This window comes from Dorea sp. AGR2135 (assembly GCF_000420885.1).
Lineage (GTDB): Bacteria > Bacillota > Clostridia > Lachnospirales > Lachnospiraceae > Dorea > Dorea formicigenerans.
This window is the reverse complement of record NZ_ATVU01000012.1, coordinates 82159-100000: the sequence shown is the minus strand read 5'-3', so window position 1 is coordinate 100000 and position 17842 is coordinate 82159. Positions and strand designations below refer to the sequence as shown.

General features: G+C 42.3%; 20 protein-coding genes. 3 read left to right on the top strand and 17 right to left on the bottom strand.

Annotated features, from left to right (window positions below; translation table 11 throughout):
- Positions 1-297: IS66 family transposase (locus tag G593_RS0109365; RefSeq protein WP_155961790.1), on the top strand; the 297-nt coding region annotated here is incomplete at its 5' end.
- 100 nt (positions 298-397) lie between these two features.
- Here the strand turns inward: G593_RS0109365 and G593_RS20810 are convergent.
- The 5 genes from G593_RS20810 to proB all read right to left on the bottom strand — a co-directional run bounded on the left by G593_RS20810 (position 398) and on the right by proB (position 2438).
- The gene (locus G593_RS20810; protein ID WP_242827073.1) at positions 398-583 is read right to left on the bottom strand and encodes a 4Fe-4S dicluster domain-containing protein; all 186 of its coding nucleotides are present in this window, start codon (positions 581-583) and stop codon (positions 398-400) included.
- Between the two features lie 21 nt (positions 584-604).
- Positions 605-853, bottom strand: coding sequence for a hypothetical protein (locus G593_RS20805; protein ID WP_005343010.1), 249 nt, complete (start codon positions 851-853; stop codon positions 605-607).
- A gap of 5 nt (positions 854-858) precedes the next feature.
- Positions 859-1005, bottom strand: coding sequence for a CD1871A family CXXC motif-containing protein (locus tag G593_RS0109350; protein ID WP_005343008.1), 147 nt, complete (start codon positions 1003-1005; stop codon positions 859-861).
- A complete protein-coding gene (locus tag G593_RS0109345; RefSeq protein ID WP_049946476.1) occupies positions 992-1558 on the bottom strand; it encodes a TlpA family protein disulfide reductase in 567 nt (188 codons plus the stop codon). Before G593_RS0109345 ends, G593_RS0109350 begins: the two co-directional genes overlap by 14 nt.
- Positions 1559-1643: 85 nt before the next feature.
- On the bottom strand, positions 1644-2438 hold the full coding sequence (gene proB / locus G593_RS0109340; protein ID WP_029731520.1) for a glutamate 5-kinase: 795 nt from the start codon (positions 2436-2438) through the stop codon (positions 1644-1646).
- Between the two features lie 344 nt (positions 2439-2782).
- On the opposite strand from proB, the gene G593_RS0109335 reads away from it, so the two are divergent.
- On the top strand, positions 2783-3652 hold the full coding sequence (locus G593_RS0109335; protein ID WP_029731519.1) for a LysR family transcriptional regulator: 870 nt from the start codon (positions 2783-2785) through the stop codon (positions 3650-3652).
- On the opposite strand, the gene G593_RS0109330 is transcribed toward G593_RS0109335, so the two are convergent.
- The 3 genes from G593_RS0109330 to tig form a co-directional block, all read right to left on the bottom strand.
- Positions 3653-4018, bottom strand: a complete 366-nt coding sequence (locus tag G593_RS0109330; RefSeq protein WP_005333290.1) for a PqqD family protein — start codon at positions 4016-4018, stop codon at positions 3653-3655.
- Positions 4018-5919: an OPT family oligopeptide transporter gene (locus G593_RS0109325; RefSeq protein ID WP_005339595.1), complete on the bottom strand. Its 1902-nt coding sequence runs from the start codon at positions 5917-5919 to the stop codon at positions 4018-4020. The genes G593_RS0109330 and G593_RS0109325 overlap by 1 nt, the downstream gene beginning before the upstream one ends.
- 299 nt (positions 5920-6218) lie before the next feature.
- Positions 6219-7283, bottom strand: a complete 1065-nt coding sequence (gene tig / locus G593_RS0109320; protein WP_029731518.1) for a trigger factor — start codon at positions 7281-7283, stop codon at positions 6219-6221.
- A 224-nt stretch (positions 7284-7507) separates the two neighbouring features.
- Here tig and G593_RS0109315 point away from each other — a divergent pair, with 224 nt between their 5' ends.
- Positions 7508-7954, top strand: coding sequence for a hypothetical protein (locus G593_RS0109315; protein ID WP_005333284.1), 447 nt, complete (start codon positions 7508-7510; stop codon positions 7952-7954).
- 74 nt (positions 7955-8028) lie between these two features.
- Here G593_RS0109315 and G593_RS0109310 read toward each other — a convergent pair whose 3' ends face one another.
- From G593_RS0109310 to G593_RS0109270, 9 genes are all read right to left on the bottom strand, one after another.
- Complete coding sequence (locus G593_RS0109310; RefSeq protein ID WP_029731516.1) at positions 8029-8484, bottom strand: DUF1934 domain-containing protein; 456 nt, start codon at positions 8482-8484, stop codon at positions 8029-8031.
- A 63-nt stretch (positions 8485-8547) separates the two neighbouring features.
- A complete protein-coding gene (gene pfkA / locus G593_RS0109305; RefSeq protein WP_022278515.1) occupies positions 8548-9525 on the bottom strand; it encodes a 6-phosphofructokinase in 978 nt (325 codons plus the stop codon).
- A gap of 104 nt (positions 9526-9629) precedes the next feature.
- Complete coding sequence (locus G593_RS0109300; RefSeq protein WP_029731514.1) at positions 9630-13100, bottom strand: DNA polymerase III subunit alpha; 3471 nt, start codon at positions 13098-13100, stop codon at positions 9630-9632.
- A 158-nt stretch (positions 13101-13258) separates the two neighbouring features.
- Positions 13259-13492, bottom strand: coding sequence for a hypothetical protein (locus tag G593_RS0109295; RefSeq protein ID WP_005333269.1), 234 nt, complete (start codon positions 13490-13492; stop codon positions 13259-13261).
- 43 nt (positions 13493-13535) lie between these two features.
- Positions 13536-14378 (bottom strand): CvfB family protein, encoded by an 843-nt coding sequence (locus G593_RS0109290; RefSeq protein ID WP_005339583.1) that lies wholly within the window; start codon positions 14376-14378, stop codon positions 13536-13538.
- A gap of 60 nt (positions 14379-14438) precedes the next feature.
- A complete protein-coding gene (locus G593_RS0109285; protein ID WP_022278517.1) occupies positions 14439-15140 on the bottom strand; it encodes an acyl-[acyl-carrier-protein] thioesterase in 702 nt (233 codons plus the stop codon).
- A 4-nt stretch (positions 15141-15144) separates the two neighbouring features.
- Entirely contained in the window at positions 15145-16335 is a 1191-nt protein-coding gene (locus G593_RS0109280; RefSeq protein WP_022278518.1) for a cation diffusion facilitator family transporter, read from the bottom strand.
- Between the two features lie 11 nt (positions 16336-16346).
- The gene (locus G593_RS0109275) at positions 16347-17072 is read right to left on the bottom strand and encodes a stage II sporulation protein R (protein ID WP_022278519.1); all 726 of its coding nucleotides are present in this window, start codon (positions 17070-17072) and stop codon (positions 16347-16349) included.
- Positions 17073-17161: 89 nt separating this feature from the next.
- A complete protein-coding gene (locus G593_RS0109270) occupies positions 17162-17842 on the bottom strand; it encodes a GntR family transcriptional regulator (RefSeq protein WP_022278520.1) in 681 nt (226 codons plus the stop codon).

The window sequence follows — 17842 nt, the reverse complement described above, 5'->3', positions numbered from 1 at the left end:
ACTTCGCATGAGTATGCAAAAAGTGATGAAAAGACCTTGTTAAACCGATTGGAAAACTACAAGTCTAATCATCTTTTATTTATGTACGATTTTTCAGTCCCTTTTGACAATAATATGAGCGAAAGGGATTTGCGAAAAGTGAAAAATCGGCAGAAGATGTCTGGTGGTTTTAGAAAAGAAAGTGGAAACGAAATGTATTGTTCGATTCTCACTATTGTAGAAACGTTAAAAAGAAGAAATCTCGGATTAATAGAAAATTTAAAGAAACTTTTTGTTGGAACCCCGGCTATTTTTTAGCCGGGGTAGGGGTGTTGGGTCAGTCGGAAGGCTGAACTGTTACGAATTTATTTTCTGATGCTTTATTTTCTGAACTTATTTTCTGAAGACATTTATGAAGCTATCCCTTTTTTCCATATACGAACTTCAAAGCCAGTGATTCTTTCGGGCATGATGCCACACATTTTCCACATCGTATGCACTCTGCAGATTTGGAATTCTTCACTGGATCTACATCCATCGGACATATGTTATGACATTTTCCACAGGAGACGCAAGTTTTTTTTAACCGGCATGATAACGACAAACACTGCCATCAACACATATTTTACATAAGTAAGCCATTTCCATAATTTTTTCTTTGAAAATGGAAAGAACCACTGACTGCCTGCATAGCTCCAATCGGACAGGCAAGTCTTGCAGCCGGACATGAATAACAGTTCATTCCGGGATTGCAGAACTGTTTCCAGCTTCCTTTGTAAATCTGACCTGATACGAAATTTCCAATATATGTATTCGAGTAGACAAATGCCGCTACTTGAACAATTTTTCGTTTCATTTCCTGATTAATCTTCATATCACTTATCCTAACCCAATACATTCCAGGCAGATATTCACCGCCTTATTAAATATGATAGCTGTTTCTCCCCGGCTAACACCATATATAATCATAACTGCCGCCACACAGAAACCTAATACCTGCACTGCAATCTTGTTATTTCTGCTCATTCAAATAATCCGCTACCTGCTGTTTGTATTCTTCTACCTTCGCACCTACAATAGCTTCTCCTACAACTTTTCCGTTTTTATCAATAAATACTGTTGTCGGAACGCCTGCCAGTTTATTAATGAACTGGTCAAATGCTCCCGGTGCAATAACATTTTCATAAGTTACACCCGTTTTTTCCACAATCTGCTGTGCCAGTGCATATTCGTCAGAATCTACAGTTTCTACATCTACGATTGCTCCAAGCATCTGTACGTTGTCAGGCATTTCCTCATTCCACTTTGCAAGTTCCGGCATCTCATTGATACAAGGATTGCAGAATGTTCCCCAGAAATTCACGACTGTTAAATCTGCCTGTGAAAAGATATCATTGGTGACTGTATTGCCTTCCAGATCTGTCGTAGAAAATACATTTACAGCAGACGGAAATGAAGCATTATTTCCCATAGTTGTAATAATCGAATTCACTTGTCTCTTCTCCTTATTCTTGGAACCACATGCGACCAGACTAACGCAGAGCGCAGTGATCAGCAGTATGGAACATAATTTTTTCATTTTACAAATTCCCTTCTTTAATCATTCAAGAATGCCTCGGCATTCTTGCTGCGAGGTGCGCGTCATGCAATTGCATGACATACTTTTACTGTGCTTTAAATTTCGTACCTACCGGAACTCCTTCGATAATATCATAGAGTGCTGCCGGGTTCTTTCCATTCGTAATAATGGTGTCGATTCCCTGCGAAGTTGCAAGTGCTGCTGCCTGGAGTTTTGTACGCATTCCTCCTGTTCCGCGTCTGGATCCCGCACCTCCGGCAAGCTTGTACACTTCGTCGTCAATCTTATCAATCTCTTCAATCAGCTTTGCATCTGGATGAAGTCTTGGATCACAATTGTAGAATCCATCAATATCTGAAAAAATCACTAATTTGTTTGCGCGGCACAGAACCGCTACTACAGAAGACAGCATATCGTTGTCTCCAAAAAGTCGGTCATTAGATTCAATCTCCGTATAGCTTACAGAGTCATTCTCATTTACAATTGGAATGGCTCCCATCTCTAAAAGTGCGTCAAATGTATTGATCAGATTGTCTTTTTTCTCTTCCTGTTCAATATCTTCAGCATTCAGAAGAATCTGACCAATCGTCTTATCATAATCTCCGAAGAACTTATCATACAGGAACATGATACTGCACTGTCCAACTGCTGCGGCTGCCTGTTTGTGGCGCATACTTGTCGGCTGAGTCTTCATTTTTAATTTATTTCTTCCAACTGCAATTGCACCGGAAGATACAAGAATCACTTCATATCCCATATTCTGGATATCTGACAGCACACATGCCAGTCTGTCAAAACAACGAAGGTCACTCTTTCCAAGCTCATTTGTAAGTGTTGATGTACCAACTTTAACAACAATTCTGTTCTGATAAGGTTTCATAATAAAAATCCTCGCTCTCTCTTGCATTTCATCTGCACTTAGTTTACCATAGAGCTACAGATTACAAAAGCGTATCTTTCTCATATGTATCATGATTTTTTCTCATACATTGATATTTATACAAGATTGATTAAAACACTGTATAATGCGCGTCCATGAAACAGGTTCTCGAAGGCACGCTCACGCTACAGCAAATCTATACTTCGCGACGCATCATTATGATAAAAATACACAGGTATTTGTTTTAAAAAACTATCACTATGTGTGAATTTTATAATTCACACATGATATAGCTCTTCTGTTACAAATACCGTCCTGACTTTTTCAAATTGAAAGGAGCCCATATGGACGTCAACATCCAAAAATACCAGGCCTTTCTTAAGGCTGTTGAATATGGCAGTTTCACAAAAGCTGCCGAAGCACTCTCCTACTCGCAGTCCGGAATCAGCCGAATGATCGGAGATCTGGAACAGGAATGGAATATAATTCTTCTGGAACGCGGCAGGGGTGGTGTCCGTCTGACTTCTGATGGACTGAGACTTCTTCCTTACGCACAGAATGTCTGTGCCGAATACAAAAAGCTGCAGATGCAGGTGGATGAGCTCCATGGCCTGCAGTCTGGTCTGATTCGAATTGGTACATTTTCCAGTGTTGCCACACATTGGCTGCCGAATATAATCCAACAGTTTCAGAAAGATTTTCCGAATATTGATTTTGAACTTCTACTTGGTGATTACGCCGAAATTGAAAATTGGATTGTTTCCGGCCGGGTAGACTGTGGATTTTTACGCCTCCCGACAATAAATCCTGAACTGGAAACTGTTTTTTTAGAAGCTGACCCGCTGATGGCTGTTATACCTGAACATCATCCACTGGCAGACTGTAAAAAATTCCCGGTTCAAGAACTGGTATCTGCTCCATTTCTCCTTCTTTCCAGAGGAGCTAATTCTGATGCCACAGACATCTTTAGTAATTGTGGTTTGAATCCGAAGGTACATATTATGACATGGGATGATTACGCAATTATGTCCATGGTCGAAAAGGGGCTTGGCATCAGTGTACTTCCACAACTGATTCTGCAACGAATCCCTTATCGCATTCTTACAAAGGAATTAGATGTTCCGGCTTACCGCCGTGTAGGGCTGGCTCTTAGAAGCAAGAAAACCGCTTCCCTTGCGGTAAAGCGGTTTCTCGAATATCTGCAGTACAGATAATTATTTTTCCATATTTTTAAAGCTGATAAAATGATAACTCTCTAAAATCTGAAAATATTTCACAATTCTTGGATACAGCGGCTCTGCTGCTTCTCCAAAATGTTCTTTCTGAAGGGCGGCCAGTTCCATCACTGTCCGCTCCCCGTCGATCAACGGCCACAGATAACTTCCCTGCACATCCAGATGAACTTTCGTCGTCTGTGGTCTGCGGAAATATGTCTGTGCGATCCGATTGAAAAAGCCTTCATTCTTCACTTCTAATACAACCCGTTCCCGACGGTCTATATGCCAGCCGAGTTTTTCCGGTCTCACCGGAATCAGGTCAAGATAATTGATCTGCTGCTTATTTTTCTTATTCTTTTTCATTATTTCTCTTTACTCTTTTTCCAAAGAGAGAATTTCAGAAGGCATAAGATCATGATAACCATCAGTACAACTCCACCGATGTTACCAAAGTTTACACTTTCTCCGATACTTACGTTAATTCCAAATACTGCGAAGATTGCAAGCAGGATTCCTACAAGTCCTTCTCCTGCGATCATACCTGCACAATACAGTGTTCCGTCTGTTGTCTGCTTTGTCTTTGTCTCCTCGTCAACATTTTTACGACGATCCATGAACATACGAACAGCACCACCGATCATGATGGATGCATTCAGGTAAATTGGAAGATACAGACCGATAGCAAATGGCATAACCGGTACTCTTAAGATTTCAAGTGCAATTGCTAAGAATACTCCGATAAATACCAGGTTCCATGGAAGGTTTCCACCCATGATTCCCTCTACGATCATCTTCATCAGTGTTGCCTGTGGTGCAGGTACTTCTGCTCCACCGTATCCCCAGGCTGCATTCAGAAGATACAGAACTCCACCGATTGCAAGACCGGATACAACAACTCCGATAATTTCACCCATCTGCTGTTTCTTAGGTGTTGCACCAAGCAGGTATCCTGTCTTCAGATCCTGTGATGTATCACCGGCGATAGCTGCTACGATACAGATAACTGATCCGATTGCAATAGCTGCTGTCATACCGTCGATTCCTGTCTTACCGCTTGCTTTGATTGACATTGTAGCAATCAGAAGTGTAGCGATAGCCATACCGGAAACCGGGTTGTTAGAACTTCCCACAAGACCTACCATACGGGAGGATACAGTTGCAAAGAAGAAACCAAATACTACGATAATTGCTGCTCCAAGTAATGTTACCGGAATTGCAGGCACTACCCAGATGATAAGAATCATAGCTACGATTCCGAACAGGATCATCTGCATTGGAAGATCCTGAGCTGTACGAGCTGTATTGGTATTCTTTCCACCTTTCATGCTCTTAATAGAGTCACGGAATGTTGTAATGATCAGTGGCAGAGATTTGATCAGGGAGATCATTCCTCCTGTAGCGATTGCTCCTGCACCGATATATTTTACATATGTACTCCAGATTTTTGCTGCTCCGCCAGCTGCATAAAGATCAGCAATTGTTTTTCCTACATCTGCCGGATAAAGCCATGTATCTGGTCCGAACAGACAAATCAGAGGAATGATTACCATCCAGCCGATTATAGATCCTACAAACATGTAGGAAGCGATCTGTGGCCCTACGATATAACCAACACCGAGAAGTGCCGGATATACTTCCATACCAATCTCACCTTTGAATGACTTAAATGCAAATGCTACGTCAGACGGAAGTACTTTCAGTCCGTCTACAACGAATTTAAATGCTGCCGCAAGTCCCATACCGGAGAATACTGTTGAAGCATTGGCTCCTCCTTCTTCTCCTGCCAGAAGTACGTCTGCACAAGCAGTTCCCTCTGGATAAAGCAGTGTCTCATGCTCTTTTACGATCAGCGCATTACGAAGTGGTACCATGAAGAGTACTCCAAGGACTCCACCACAAAGTGCGATCAGTGTAATCTCTACAAGACTTGGCATATCGCACAGGCCCTCTTCTGCCCAAAGGAACAGAGCCGGCATTGTAAAGATGGCTCCTGCTGCCAGAGACTCTCCGGCGGAACCGATTGTCTGAACCATGTTGCTTTCCAGAATGGAATTACGCTTCATGATCACGCGGATCACTCCCATAGAGATAACTGCTGCCGGAATAGACGCAGATACAGTCATACCTACACGAAGTCCTAAATATGCGTTTGCTGCACCAAAAATTACAGCCAGAAGCATTCCCATTACAATGGAAGTTACCGTAAGCTCCGGCATAACCCTATCGGCCGGGATATACGGTTTAAACTCATTCTTTTCGTTCATTTCCCTCTCACCTTTCTTCTTGAGTTTACACGCCCTTCCATGAGCGTGCTTTCTTTATTATACCTAAATAATGCATATAACTCAAGCTTATATTACACTTCTACTTGTGCAATTTTATACATATATTAGTATAATTTTCCAATTATTCTATTAAAAGTACAAAAAAAGCACCGATGAATCATGTGTTATCTGATTAATCAGTGCTTTCTTGTTAATTGTCTAATGACATTAATCCTTGATTGATGTATGTTATTCTTTCGTTATATTTATTTTCAATCTCCGATAGATTCATTTTATTCTTAATTATCTGTTTTCTGGATACAGTTATCTACCAGCCAGTCTTTTACCAGATCTGTGAGCATTGCCTCTTTTAAAGTATCTTTTGAATATGCCTCTTCCATGGCGTCACCATCTTCGAATCCATATGTCTTAGCATACTCTTTTAACATCTTCTTATATGTCTTGTCATCTAATTTAATCTTCTCTTTGTCTGCAATAGCCTCAGCAATCATAGTCTGCTTCTCAGACTCCTGAGCTGCCTCTTCCACTTTCTGCTCAAAACTCTCTACTGTATACTGGCCAGAAGATGTAATGTAAGTCTCATAATCAGTTCCCTGACTCTCTGCGTAAGATTTGTAAGAATCAATCAGAGAATTCTTCATCTCGTCAATCTTCTCCTGCTGTTTCTTAGAGTACTTCTGAACAGTTGTGTTATCTACGACTGCCTGCCATACCTCTGATTTCAAAGTACTATCATAGTCTTCCTGCTTCTGATCTTCCAGTGTCTTTTTAATCTCTTTCTTATATTCTTTTACAGTCTTAGAACTTTTAGAATTATTCGCAACCCACTCGTCTGTCAGTTCCGGTACATTCTGCTCTGAGATAGAATTTACAGTAATCGTAAACTGACATGCTTTTCCTGCAAGATCTGTTGACTTATAATCGTCTGGGAATTTTCCGTCCCATACAAACGTCTCTCCCACATTATGTCCGATAATGCTGTCTTCAAATCCATCGATCATCTTTCCAGAACCCAGTTCCAGTGAATAGCTATCAGAAGAGCCTCCGTCAAATGCTTCTCCGTCAATGGTTCCTGCAAATGCGATATCTACAGTATCTCCCTTCTGTGCTGCGCGGTCTGTCACTTCTGTTGTCGTTGCAGAGCTTGTAAGCTGAGACTGAATATACTGTTCTACATCGTCATCTGTCACTTTTTCCGGTTTAGCTACTGCGCTTACTTCTACGCCTTTATACTGTGTGATTTTCAGATTGTCTGTCTCTAATCCTTTACTTGCCTGGCATCCCACAAGAATCATGGAAGCTGCAAGTGTTGCACAGAAAAGTGCTGCTAATCTCTTCTTCATCTTCTTACCCCTTTAAAACTTCGTTTTATAATTTAAAATTACTTTTCACGCTCGAAAAAACGCTACTTCTAGTTATAACACATTTCCCAAATGTTGCAAATACTTTTCACATATATTTCATAATTGCACGCGCAGTAACTGACGTTTTTCCTTGCACTTCCACTTAAAGAATGATACAATGGGATTTGTGTAAATGACATTAGATAAATATAGGAGGGTTACTCGTGAGTACATTATCGATTGTTTTACTGGTAATTTTAGTCGTACTGATAATCGCTTGTGTTGTGCTGTATTTCCTGGGTAAGAAAGCTGAAAAAAAACAGGCTGAACAGCAGGAGCAGTTAGATGCTGTTGCACAGACAGTATCTATGCTGATCATCGATAAGGGCAAGATGAAGTTAAAGGATTCTGGTCTTCCACAGATTGTCATCGACAATACCCCAAAGTATCTCCGCCGTTCTAAAGTTCCGGTTGTCAAGGCGAAAGTCGGACCGAGAATTATGACACTGATGTGTGATGCTCAGATTTATCCGCTCATTCCTGTTAAAAAAGAAGTAAAAGCAACAGTAAGCGGTATCTACATTACCGGCGTTAAGGGCGTGCGTGGTGCACTGGAGACACCAGAGAAGAAAAAAGGATTTTTTGCCAGATTTAAAAAAGATAAAAAATAAAGCATAGAAAATAAAATCCAAAAAAAGAGGCTGTTTTTCACAGCCCCTTTTTTATACTCATTTTTTTATCCTTCTTATTCATTCGCTTCTATCAGAATGCGGATATCGCAGTCTGCGGCCTTGTCTCCATTAATATCCAGAGAATATCTGACCTGAAGTTCGATGCGCTCCTCTTCAATCTGTATATCCATACCTTTCGTATATGTGCCAAGAAGCAGATCTCCGTATGGAGTCTGATATGGAGTCACATTAATCTTATCGGTCTCAAATACCATATGCGAATTAGTAATTCCGCTTTTTGTAATATCTAAAAGCTTTCCTTCATCAATTTTGATCCGATTCTTGATCGTCCCCGGAATTCCCTCTACTATCTCATCATAAACTATGTAATGTTTCCCATTTTTCAGATAATAGGTGGCAGGAGTTGTCACCTCTATGGAGTTTGCCTCATTACTATTCTCCTCCTGCACCATCATCACACTGTCATCATAATGAAGTCCGGATATTGTAACTAATACATTTTTCGTCATAAATCTTTATCTTTCCTCATTCTCGAAGTCCGGCGGACATCATCACTTCTATTCCTGCCGGCTTTACAGAGAAAGCTTCTTGGAAATCTCGTACTGATATTCAGGGATTCCTTTCTGCATTCCAAGTGCTTCCTCAATATCAAAATCTACATATTCACCGTGTCTGTAACCTACGATACGGTTTGTCTTTCCTTCTAAGAGAAGATCTACTGCCATGGATCCCATGATAGATGCATATACACGGTCTTTACATGTCGGGCTTCCACCACGCTGCATATGTCCGAGGATAGTTGCTCTTGTCTCCATGCCCGTTCTTTCTTCGATTGTCTTTGCAAGATTCACAGAATCACCAACACCTTCTGCATTGATGATAATGTAGTTCTTCTTACCTCTTTTTTTAGACTCTTTTATATCATCGATAATATCATCAATATCATATCCTTCTTCCTCAGGAAGGAGAATACGTTCAGCTCCATTTGCAATACCGCACCACAGAGCCAGGTATCCTGCATCACGTCCCATAACTTCAATAATAGAACATCTGCTGTGTGAAGTAGATGTATCACGGACTTTATCAATTGCCTCCATAGCTGTATTTACCGCTGTGTCAAATCCGATCGTATACTCTGTACAATCAATATCAAGATCGATGGTTCCCGGAACTCCAATCGTATTCACTCCAAGATATGCAAGTTTCTGCGCTCCACGGAAAGATCCGTCTCCTCCAATTACTACCAGACCGTCAATTCCATACTTTTTACAGATAGCTGCTGCTTTCTGCTGACCTTCTTCTGTAATCATCTCTTTACAACGGGCCGTCTGAAGAATTGTACCTCCACGCTGAATAATGTCTGATACATCTCCTGCGTCCAGATCGATGATTTCCTCATTGAGAAGTCCCTTATAACCTTTTCTGATGCCTCGTACTTTCACACCTTTTCCAAGTGCAGTTCTGACAACAGCACGAATTGCCGCGTTCATTCCCGGAGCATCTCCTCCACTTGTCAATACACCTATTGTACGAATGATTCTTTCTGCCATGATTCTTCTCCTCCATCGTAGAGTTGCTTTTCACCTCTTTGATCAGCAACATATTTATTTCGTTATTTATTTAACCCTTCACGCTACATTGTATATGAATTGCCTTAGCTTTTCAATGGTTTTTCCACCACTTTTACGCAAGATTCACCAAAATAATTCATAAGCCTGCTTAGTAATCCAGGTTCTATATTCACATTTCGGTTAGATGGAAGGCGTTTTACCGCCCGCTCTGCCTTACAATATACTATCACTTCATCATTTCCATCGGAAGATGCAAGCATATCATATAGCATCTTCTCTCCCTGAAGAAATGTTTCTTTATCCGGATACTGGATCCAGAGTTCCTGTTTCTTCTGTCCAAATGGAATGACTTTCTCACAGATCAGTTTGCTGGAGGCTTCATCCTCTTCTGACACCCGTCCCTTAACAAAGACAACATTTTCCTCTTCCAGATATTGATGATAGCGCTCATAATCTCTTGGAAATACAACGACTTCTACTGATCCCATAATATCTTCGATCGTCAGGAAACACATGGTCTTATTATTCTTCGTGTATTTGATTGTCTTGCTCGCAATGATTCCACCAATGATCTCTGCTGCGCCATCACTGACTCTTGAAAATCCCAATTCCTCATCAAACTGGAAATCCTGTGTCGTTTTGGAAATGCCTTTTCTCCACTGCTCCTCGTACTCTTCCATCGGATGTCCGCTTAAGTAAATTCCAAGCACTTCTTTTTCGAAAGCAAGTTTCGTAGACTTCTCGTATTCACCTACATTTGGCAGCGGAATATCGAACTCGGATTTCTGTTCTTCTCCTACAATGTCAAAAAGAGACATCTGACCTGTCATGGAATTTTTCTTCTCCCGGTTCACCTGGTCGAGAATCTGTACATAGATGACCATGAATTGCTTTCTTGTTCCTCCAAGTTCGTCAAATGCACCGGATTTGATAAAGTTCTCAATCGTTCTCTTATTGATATCTTTTCCTGACATCCGCTCAATGAAATCTTTCAGATTCTTAAACTCTCCGTTTGCTTTCCGCTCTGCAACGATTTCTTTGATGACTGGTCTGCCGATACTCTTGATCGCTGCCAGTCCGTACCGGATACTTCCGTTATCTGCAGAAAAGCTGCTGTAACCATGGTTAATGTCCGGCGGCAGAATCTTGATCCCCATCTGGCGGCAACTGTAAATGTACTCGGCTACCTTTCCTGGATTATCAATGACTGAGGTCATAAGAGCTGCCATATACTCTACTGGATAATAATATTTGAGCCATGCTGTCTGGTAAGAAACGACCGCATATGCCGCCGCATGGGATTTGTTAAACGCATACTTGGCAAAATCTGTCATTTCATCATAAATCTTATTGGCAGTCTTCTCGTCAATACCATTTGCAATACAGCCTGGTACACCTTCCTCCGGATTTCCGTACACAAAATTCTGGCGTTCCTTTGCCATGACATCGGCTTTCTTCTTGGACATAGCGCGGCGCACAAGGTCGCTTCGTCCAAGGGTATATCCTGCCAGATCACGCACAATCTGCATCACCTGCTCCTGATAGACGATACAGCCATAAGTTGGCGACAGGATCGGCTCTAGCTGTGGGCAGTCATAGGTGATCAGCTCCGGATGTTCTTTTCCTTTAATATACTGAGGGATAAAATCCATCGGCCCCGGACGATACAGGGAAATTCCGGCGATAATATCTTCCAGACTCTGCGGTTTCAGCTCTTTCATAAAGTTCTTCATTCCTGCACTCTCTAACTGGAACACACCGTCTGTCTTTCCCGTTCCAATAGAATCCAGTACTGCTTTATCATCAAAATTAATCTTGTTAATGTTGATCTCTTTTCCGGAACTGTAGCTTGCAAGCTTCTCTGCATCCCGGATCACCGTCAAGGTGCGAAGCCCCAGAAAGTCCATTTTCAAAAGTCCCAGCTCTTCCAGCGTGGTCGCTACGAACTGAGTCGTTACAGATCCATCTGATCCAAGTGACAGCGGCACATATTCTTCTACCGGCTTCTGGCTGATAACAACTCCGGCTGCATGCATGGAAGTATGTCTTGGAAGTCCTTCCAGACGCATGGACATGTCAATCAGTTCTTTTACCTGTGGGTCTTCCTCATAGGACTTGCGAAGTTCTGAGCTGGTCTTGAGTGCCTTATCCAAAGTAATATTCAGCTCCTTCGGAATAAGCTTCGCTATATTATCTACAAATGCATACGGCAGATCCATCACACGTCCTACATCCCGAATCACACCTCTGGCAGCCAGTGTACCAAATGTGACGATCTGAACGACTCGGTCTGCGCCGTACTTTCTTCCTACATAGTCGATCACTTCCTGACGCCTCTCGTAACAGAAATCCACGTCAATATCGGGCATGGACACACGCTCCGGATTCAGGAAACGTTCGAACAGAAGCTGGTATTTAATCGGGTCAATACTTGTAATCTCCAGACAATACGCCACAATACTTCCGGCACCGGAACCACGTCCCGGTCCGACCATAATCTTCTGTGACCTTGCATAGTGAATGAAATCCCACACAATCAGGAAATAATCGACATAGCCCATCTTGTGAATAACTGACAGTTCATAGTCCAGTCTGTCTTTCAAATCCTGTGAAGGATTCGAGTAACGTCTTCCCAGCCCTTCGTAACACAATTTGTTCAAATATTCCCAGGAGGAAAGTCCATCCGGAACATCGTATTTTGGAAGTTTGGTCACACCAAATTCGATTTCCACGTCACAACGGTCTGCAATCTTCTGTGTGTTCTCAAGAGCCTGCAATGCATATGGGAACAGCTTCTTCATTTCCTCTTCTGACTTGATATAATACTGTCCGCCCTCATAGCGCATACGATCCTCGTCTGCCAGCTTCTTACCTGTCTGGATACAGAGCAGGATATCGTGTGCCCGCGCATCTTCTGCATAAGTATAATGTATATCGTTCGTTGCTACCAGTTCAATTCCCGTCTCCTGTGACATGCGCATCAATGCCTGATTGACCGTCTGCTGCTCCGGAATCCCATGATCCTGCAGCTCCAGGAAAAAATTTCCTTTTCCAAATATTTCCTCATACCTAAGAGCTGCTGCTCTTCCTTCACTGTACATGCCTCTTGTGATATTTTTCTGAACCTCACCTGCCAGGCACGCGCTAAGCGCGATGATTCCTTCGTGAAATTCCCTCAAAAGCTCCAGATCCACACGTGGTTTATAATAATATCCTTCTGTGTAACCACGTGATACAATTTTCATCAAATTGTGGTATCCTTCATCATTTTCTGCCAGGAGAACCAGATGATAATATCTGTCATCTCCGCTTCCTACAGCCTCTTTGTCAAACCTGGATCCTGGTGCCACATAGACTTCACAGCCAAGGATCGGCTTGATTCCCTGAGCACGGGCAGCACGGTAAAAGTCGATCACGCCGAACATACAGCCATGATCAGTAATTGCCACGCTGTTCATTCCAAGCTCTTTGACCCGCGCCACACACTCTTTAATTTTATTGGATCCGTCCAGCAGACTGTACTCTGTATGAACATGTAAATGTGCAAAGCTCATATATTTTTCTCCCTTATTTTCCTTATCTTCGCATGTAATAAAGAATGTGCCTCGGCACATTCTTGCTGCTCTGATACAGATAGAAAAGAAAGCGCTGACAGACTTTTTCGCCCGCCAACGCTAATATTCTCATCAATACTTCATTCTCTCTTCTGATCTTAGCCGTTAATCATATAGGAAATCAGCCTGTCGATGTCTTCTTTTTCATGTGCGACGATTTCCATTTCCGGAATCTCTCCATTTGAAAAGATGGTCGCGAGTGATACATACTGGGATAATTTTGATTTCAAATTCAGTCTGTCTCCCTCACCAGTAACAAGCTCAACTTTTCCTTTACAACCGTCAATTGCTTTAAAAAATCCTTCAATATCTGTAATATTCTGTACTTTCATGCGCTCGCGCTCCTTTCAAAATTTATCACGCCCCCATTATACCTTATTTGTGCAGAAATTCAATAGATTTTTCTGTAATAATGACTTTGTTTTCCTTTAAAAGACGTCCTACTGCACGTTTAAATGCATTTTTGCTCAGTCCCAGTTCATTTTTAATTTTTTCCGGATCTGCCTTGTCTGTAAATGGCAGTTTTCCCCCGTGCTCTTCCATCCGTTTTACGATCAGCTCTGCATCTGCATCCATCTGGATAAATGCTTTCTCACGCACACTTAAGTCCAGCTTTCCATCTTCACGTACCTTTATAACTCTTGCATGGACTTTATCCCCAACCTGAAGATGTCCGCCGTACGCTTCACGCTTCGGGATCAGTGCAGAATACTTATTGTCTACTGCTACAAAAACTCCAAAGTTATCGCTTCTCTCATAGACGATTCCTTCTACATGATCGTCTTTCTTATACGGAGAGTCTGTCTCTAATTTTTCATAAACCTTCATAGTCGCACATAATCTCTCGGACTTGTCCACATAAAGCGCAACCAGCACCTGATCTCCTTTTTTCACCTTAGCCGTCTGCTCTTTGAATGGAAGTAGCAGGTCTTTCGGCAGTCCCCAGTCGAGAAATGCTCCAATCTTTCCGGTATCTTTCACTGTCAGAACAGCCAGTTCACCCAATGTGATCTTTGGTTCTGCTGTTGTTGCAATCAATCTGTCGCTGGAATCCTTGTAAAGAAATACTTCCACCGGATCTCCAATCTCAATTTCTTTTGGTACTTCTTTCTTTGGAAGCAGTACACGTTCCTCGCTTGTTCCAAGATATATTCCAAAATCAACTGTCTTTACAACTGTCAGCATTCTTCGTTTTCCGAGTTCTTCGATTAACTTCATCTGTCTTATCCTTTCTCTCTCTACAAACATCTATCATCAGCCCATTTTATGTAAATGCCCTTACACCCATGCAAATTCTACTGCTGCATACAATTCTCCTTCTGTCGTACACAGTTCCACAACTGTCCGGCCATCTCTGTCACCTGTCCTGGGAACAATCATATCCCCCAGCACTGCTGATTTCTTATATTCCACCCGCACCTGACGGATTACTCTCTCTTGATCCAACATTTCCATAGCCATCTGTACATACTGGCAATTATTTACATGTTCATTCGTATCAATATGGTATCTGCGCACCGGAAACGGCTCCAGACTCATACATTCTTCCGGCAGTGCAATTTTTCTGGATTCATAGTCCATCTCCAGCGGTTCACACTGTCCATAGGCATCCAGTTCTTCCTGATCTGGTCTTACCGGACGCCCCTTTTCCACATCCATATATACCCAGACTGACTGTGCGTACGCAGCCTTTTCTCCATTCTCATCTGTCATACAGAAGTTGCGCTCTGCAAGCATTCCCTTGAACTTTGAAGCCCATGTGCTGACCTGGATCTTATCATTCATTTTCGGATAATGATCGATCACGATCTGCCAGTAAGTCAGAATCCACGCTTTTTTCTTTTTTGAAAGTACGTCCAGACCGACTCCGATATCTTCTGACTGAAATGTACTGCAATCTTGAAAATAATTGATGATCGATGGAACTGTAATCTTTCTTGTGTGGTCGATCTCGCTGAAGCGGACGCGGCCGTCAATCATATATTTATACTCCTTCTTTGGCACTTGCAACGTAACTCCTTTCCACTGTAATGACACACTGATATCTTGGATCTACAATCTGTAAAACTCCCATAATCGCAGACCGGATATGATCCTGTTTTTTCTGATCATATTCAAATGGTACGACCAGATCAAAAATCAGATTGATCTGATCCGTTCCGGGAACCATTCGAAAGTCATGGATACTAAGCTTAGGATCCATCGCCCGCAGCACCTTCTCGACTTTCTCCTTTGCCTCCAGCACATGCTTGTCTTTTGTCTCTACAGGATCCATATGTATTACGAGCATAACCCCAAGCTGTTCTAATGCTTCTCGCTCCACCCGGTCGATAATCTCATGGGATGTCTCAATGTTCACATCATTCGGGACCTCCGCATGAATGGATGCCATGCTCCTTCCTGGTCCGTAATTATGTACGATCAAATCATGGCTTCCAAGAATCCCGTCATATTTCTCCACAAAATCACTGATCTGCTTATAGACCTGTGGGTCTACCGGTGCCCCGATCAATGGCTCCAGCGTATCTTTTGCGATTCCGATACCGGCCCACATAACGACTAACGATACACCAAGTCCTACATATCCGTCAATATTAATTCCTGTAAAATAAAAAAATAATACTGAAGCGATAGTCGCCCCCGTTGTAATCACATCTCCCATGGAATCTGCTGCAGTCGCCATCATGACCTGGGAATTGATACGTTTTCCAAGATTTTTATTAAACACTCCCATCCACAGCTTCACTGCCACTGACAGAAATAATATGAGCATAGATACCGCCTGGAAATGTAACTCTTCCGGTTCCCTGATCTTCGCAATAGCGCTTTTAAAAAATGTGAATCCAACTTCCATTACAAGAAAGGCCACGATCAGCGCCGCAATATATTCAATTCTTCCATGTCCGAACGGGTGCTCCTTATCTGCCGGTTTTCCTGCCATCTTCACACCGATCAGACTGATGATTGAAGAACCTGCATCAGACAGGTTGTTAAATGCATCTGCCATAACAGAAATACTGTGAAGCAGATAGCCAATCAGCCATTTTGCCGCAAATAGCAATATATTACAAAAGATGCCTGTCACGCTTGCCAGCACTCCATATGCTGTACGCACAGACACCTTACTCGTATTCTCATAATCTTTTACAAAATGTCGTACAAGAAACTCTGTCATCTCATACTCTCCTAATCTCCGAAAAAAAACCATTTCATCTTAAGTTCTTTATTATCCGTAAGCAGTTGATATTCCTCATCGGTAAGCACCCCTTTAAGGTCTTCTTTCCCTTCATCACTCACCACCGCACAAGTCTTGTCCAGAAAACAGAGATTTGGATATAACACACACCACCAGTTATGTCCGGCCGCCTCACCCAATGTGATCCTCAGCGCCTCATACTCGCCTTGTGGAAATGTCATATCTCCGTATTTTTTTTCTGGGAAGCAGCACTTCGTCACGTGCGCATCTGCCTGATAATCCATGCCTTCCTGCTCAAGCACCTCGTCAGCCACCAGGATCAGATCATTTAAGTGAGACTCTGCCCATTTCTTCGTTGCCTGTGCAGAATTTTTATGAATGCCTGGATTCATCTGCTCTGCCTGATCCATTGTCACTGCGTGATCCATCTGGTTTGTGGTACCTGGCATCTCAGATGTCATATAGGCAATCACTGCGTCCCGGACTTTTAGCTTCACCCGCTGGTCTTTTTCACTGTCACTGTTGGCCAGCACATGAAAACGAAAGACTTCATCTGCAATCCCCCGCTGCGTCTCGCAGATTTTCTTATCCACCAAAGCCACGCGCCATGCAGTAAAACTCCACATCCATCCAACTGCTATACAAATACCAAGTATACCACAAATCAGATTCTTTGTCCCGATTTTATTTCTCAACAGATCCCATAACTTTCGCATATCTATGTACCTCCTGCAATCACTCAAACATTTAAATTGAATTTATACAGAAAGTATGGACAGATATCCGTAGATTATACAGGTATCTGCTAATTATTCTTCGTTCTAATCTTGTCCGTCACCGCAGATACCTGATTATCAATATGCTGACATGTAACTGCTGTTGCTTCTACTTTTTCTCTTCTCTTGATATGGTACACGATCTCTTCGTGTTCCTGGGTCAATTGCTCGTGCACATCTGGGTTCTTCAAATATTCTACACGGTAGCGGTACATCTGTTCTCTTAATTTATTCAGCAGATGGATCAGTTTCTGATTATCCGTTGCCATATAGATCACATCATGGAATCGCACATCTGCCTCTGCTACCTCTGTGATGTCTTTACTTCTTTTCAGGACTTTTTTAAAATTCTCTCCGGCCTGTTCCAATTCTTCCAACTCTTCCTGAGTGATCTTCTCACATGCGAGCTGCACTGCCAGTTCTTCCAGTGCTTTTCTGACTTCCAGCACATCTCGCAGACTTTTCTCCGTAATGTCCGCCACTTCCGCACCTTTTCTCGGAATCATAATGACCAGACCTTCCAACTCCAGCTTACGGATTGCCTCACGGATCGGGGTACGGCTCACGCCCAGTTTATTTGCAAGCTGGATTTCCATCAATCTTTCACCCGGCTTAAACTCTCCTCGAAGGATTGCCTGTCTGAGTGTATTGAATACCACATCCCTGAGCGGAAGGTATTCATTTTCATTGACTTTCAAATTTTGCTCCAT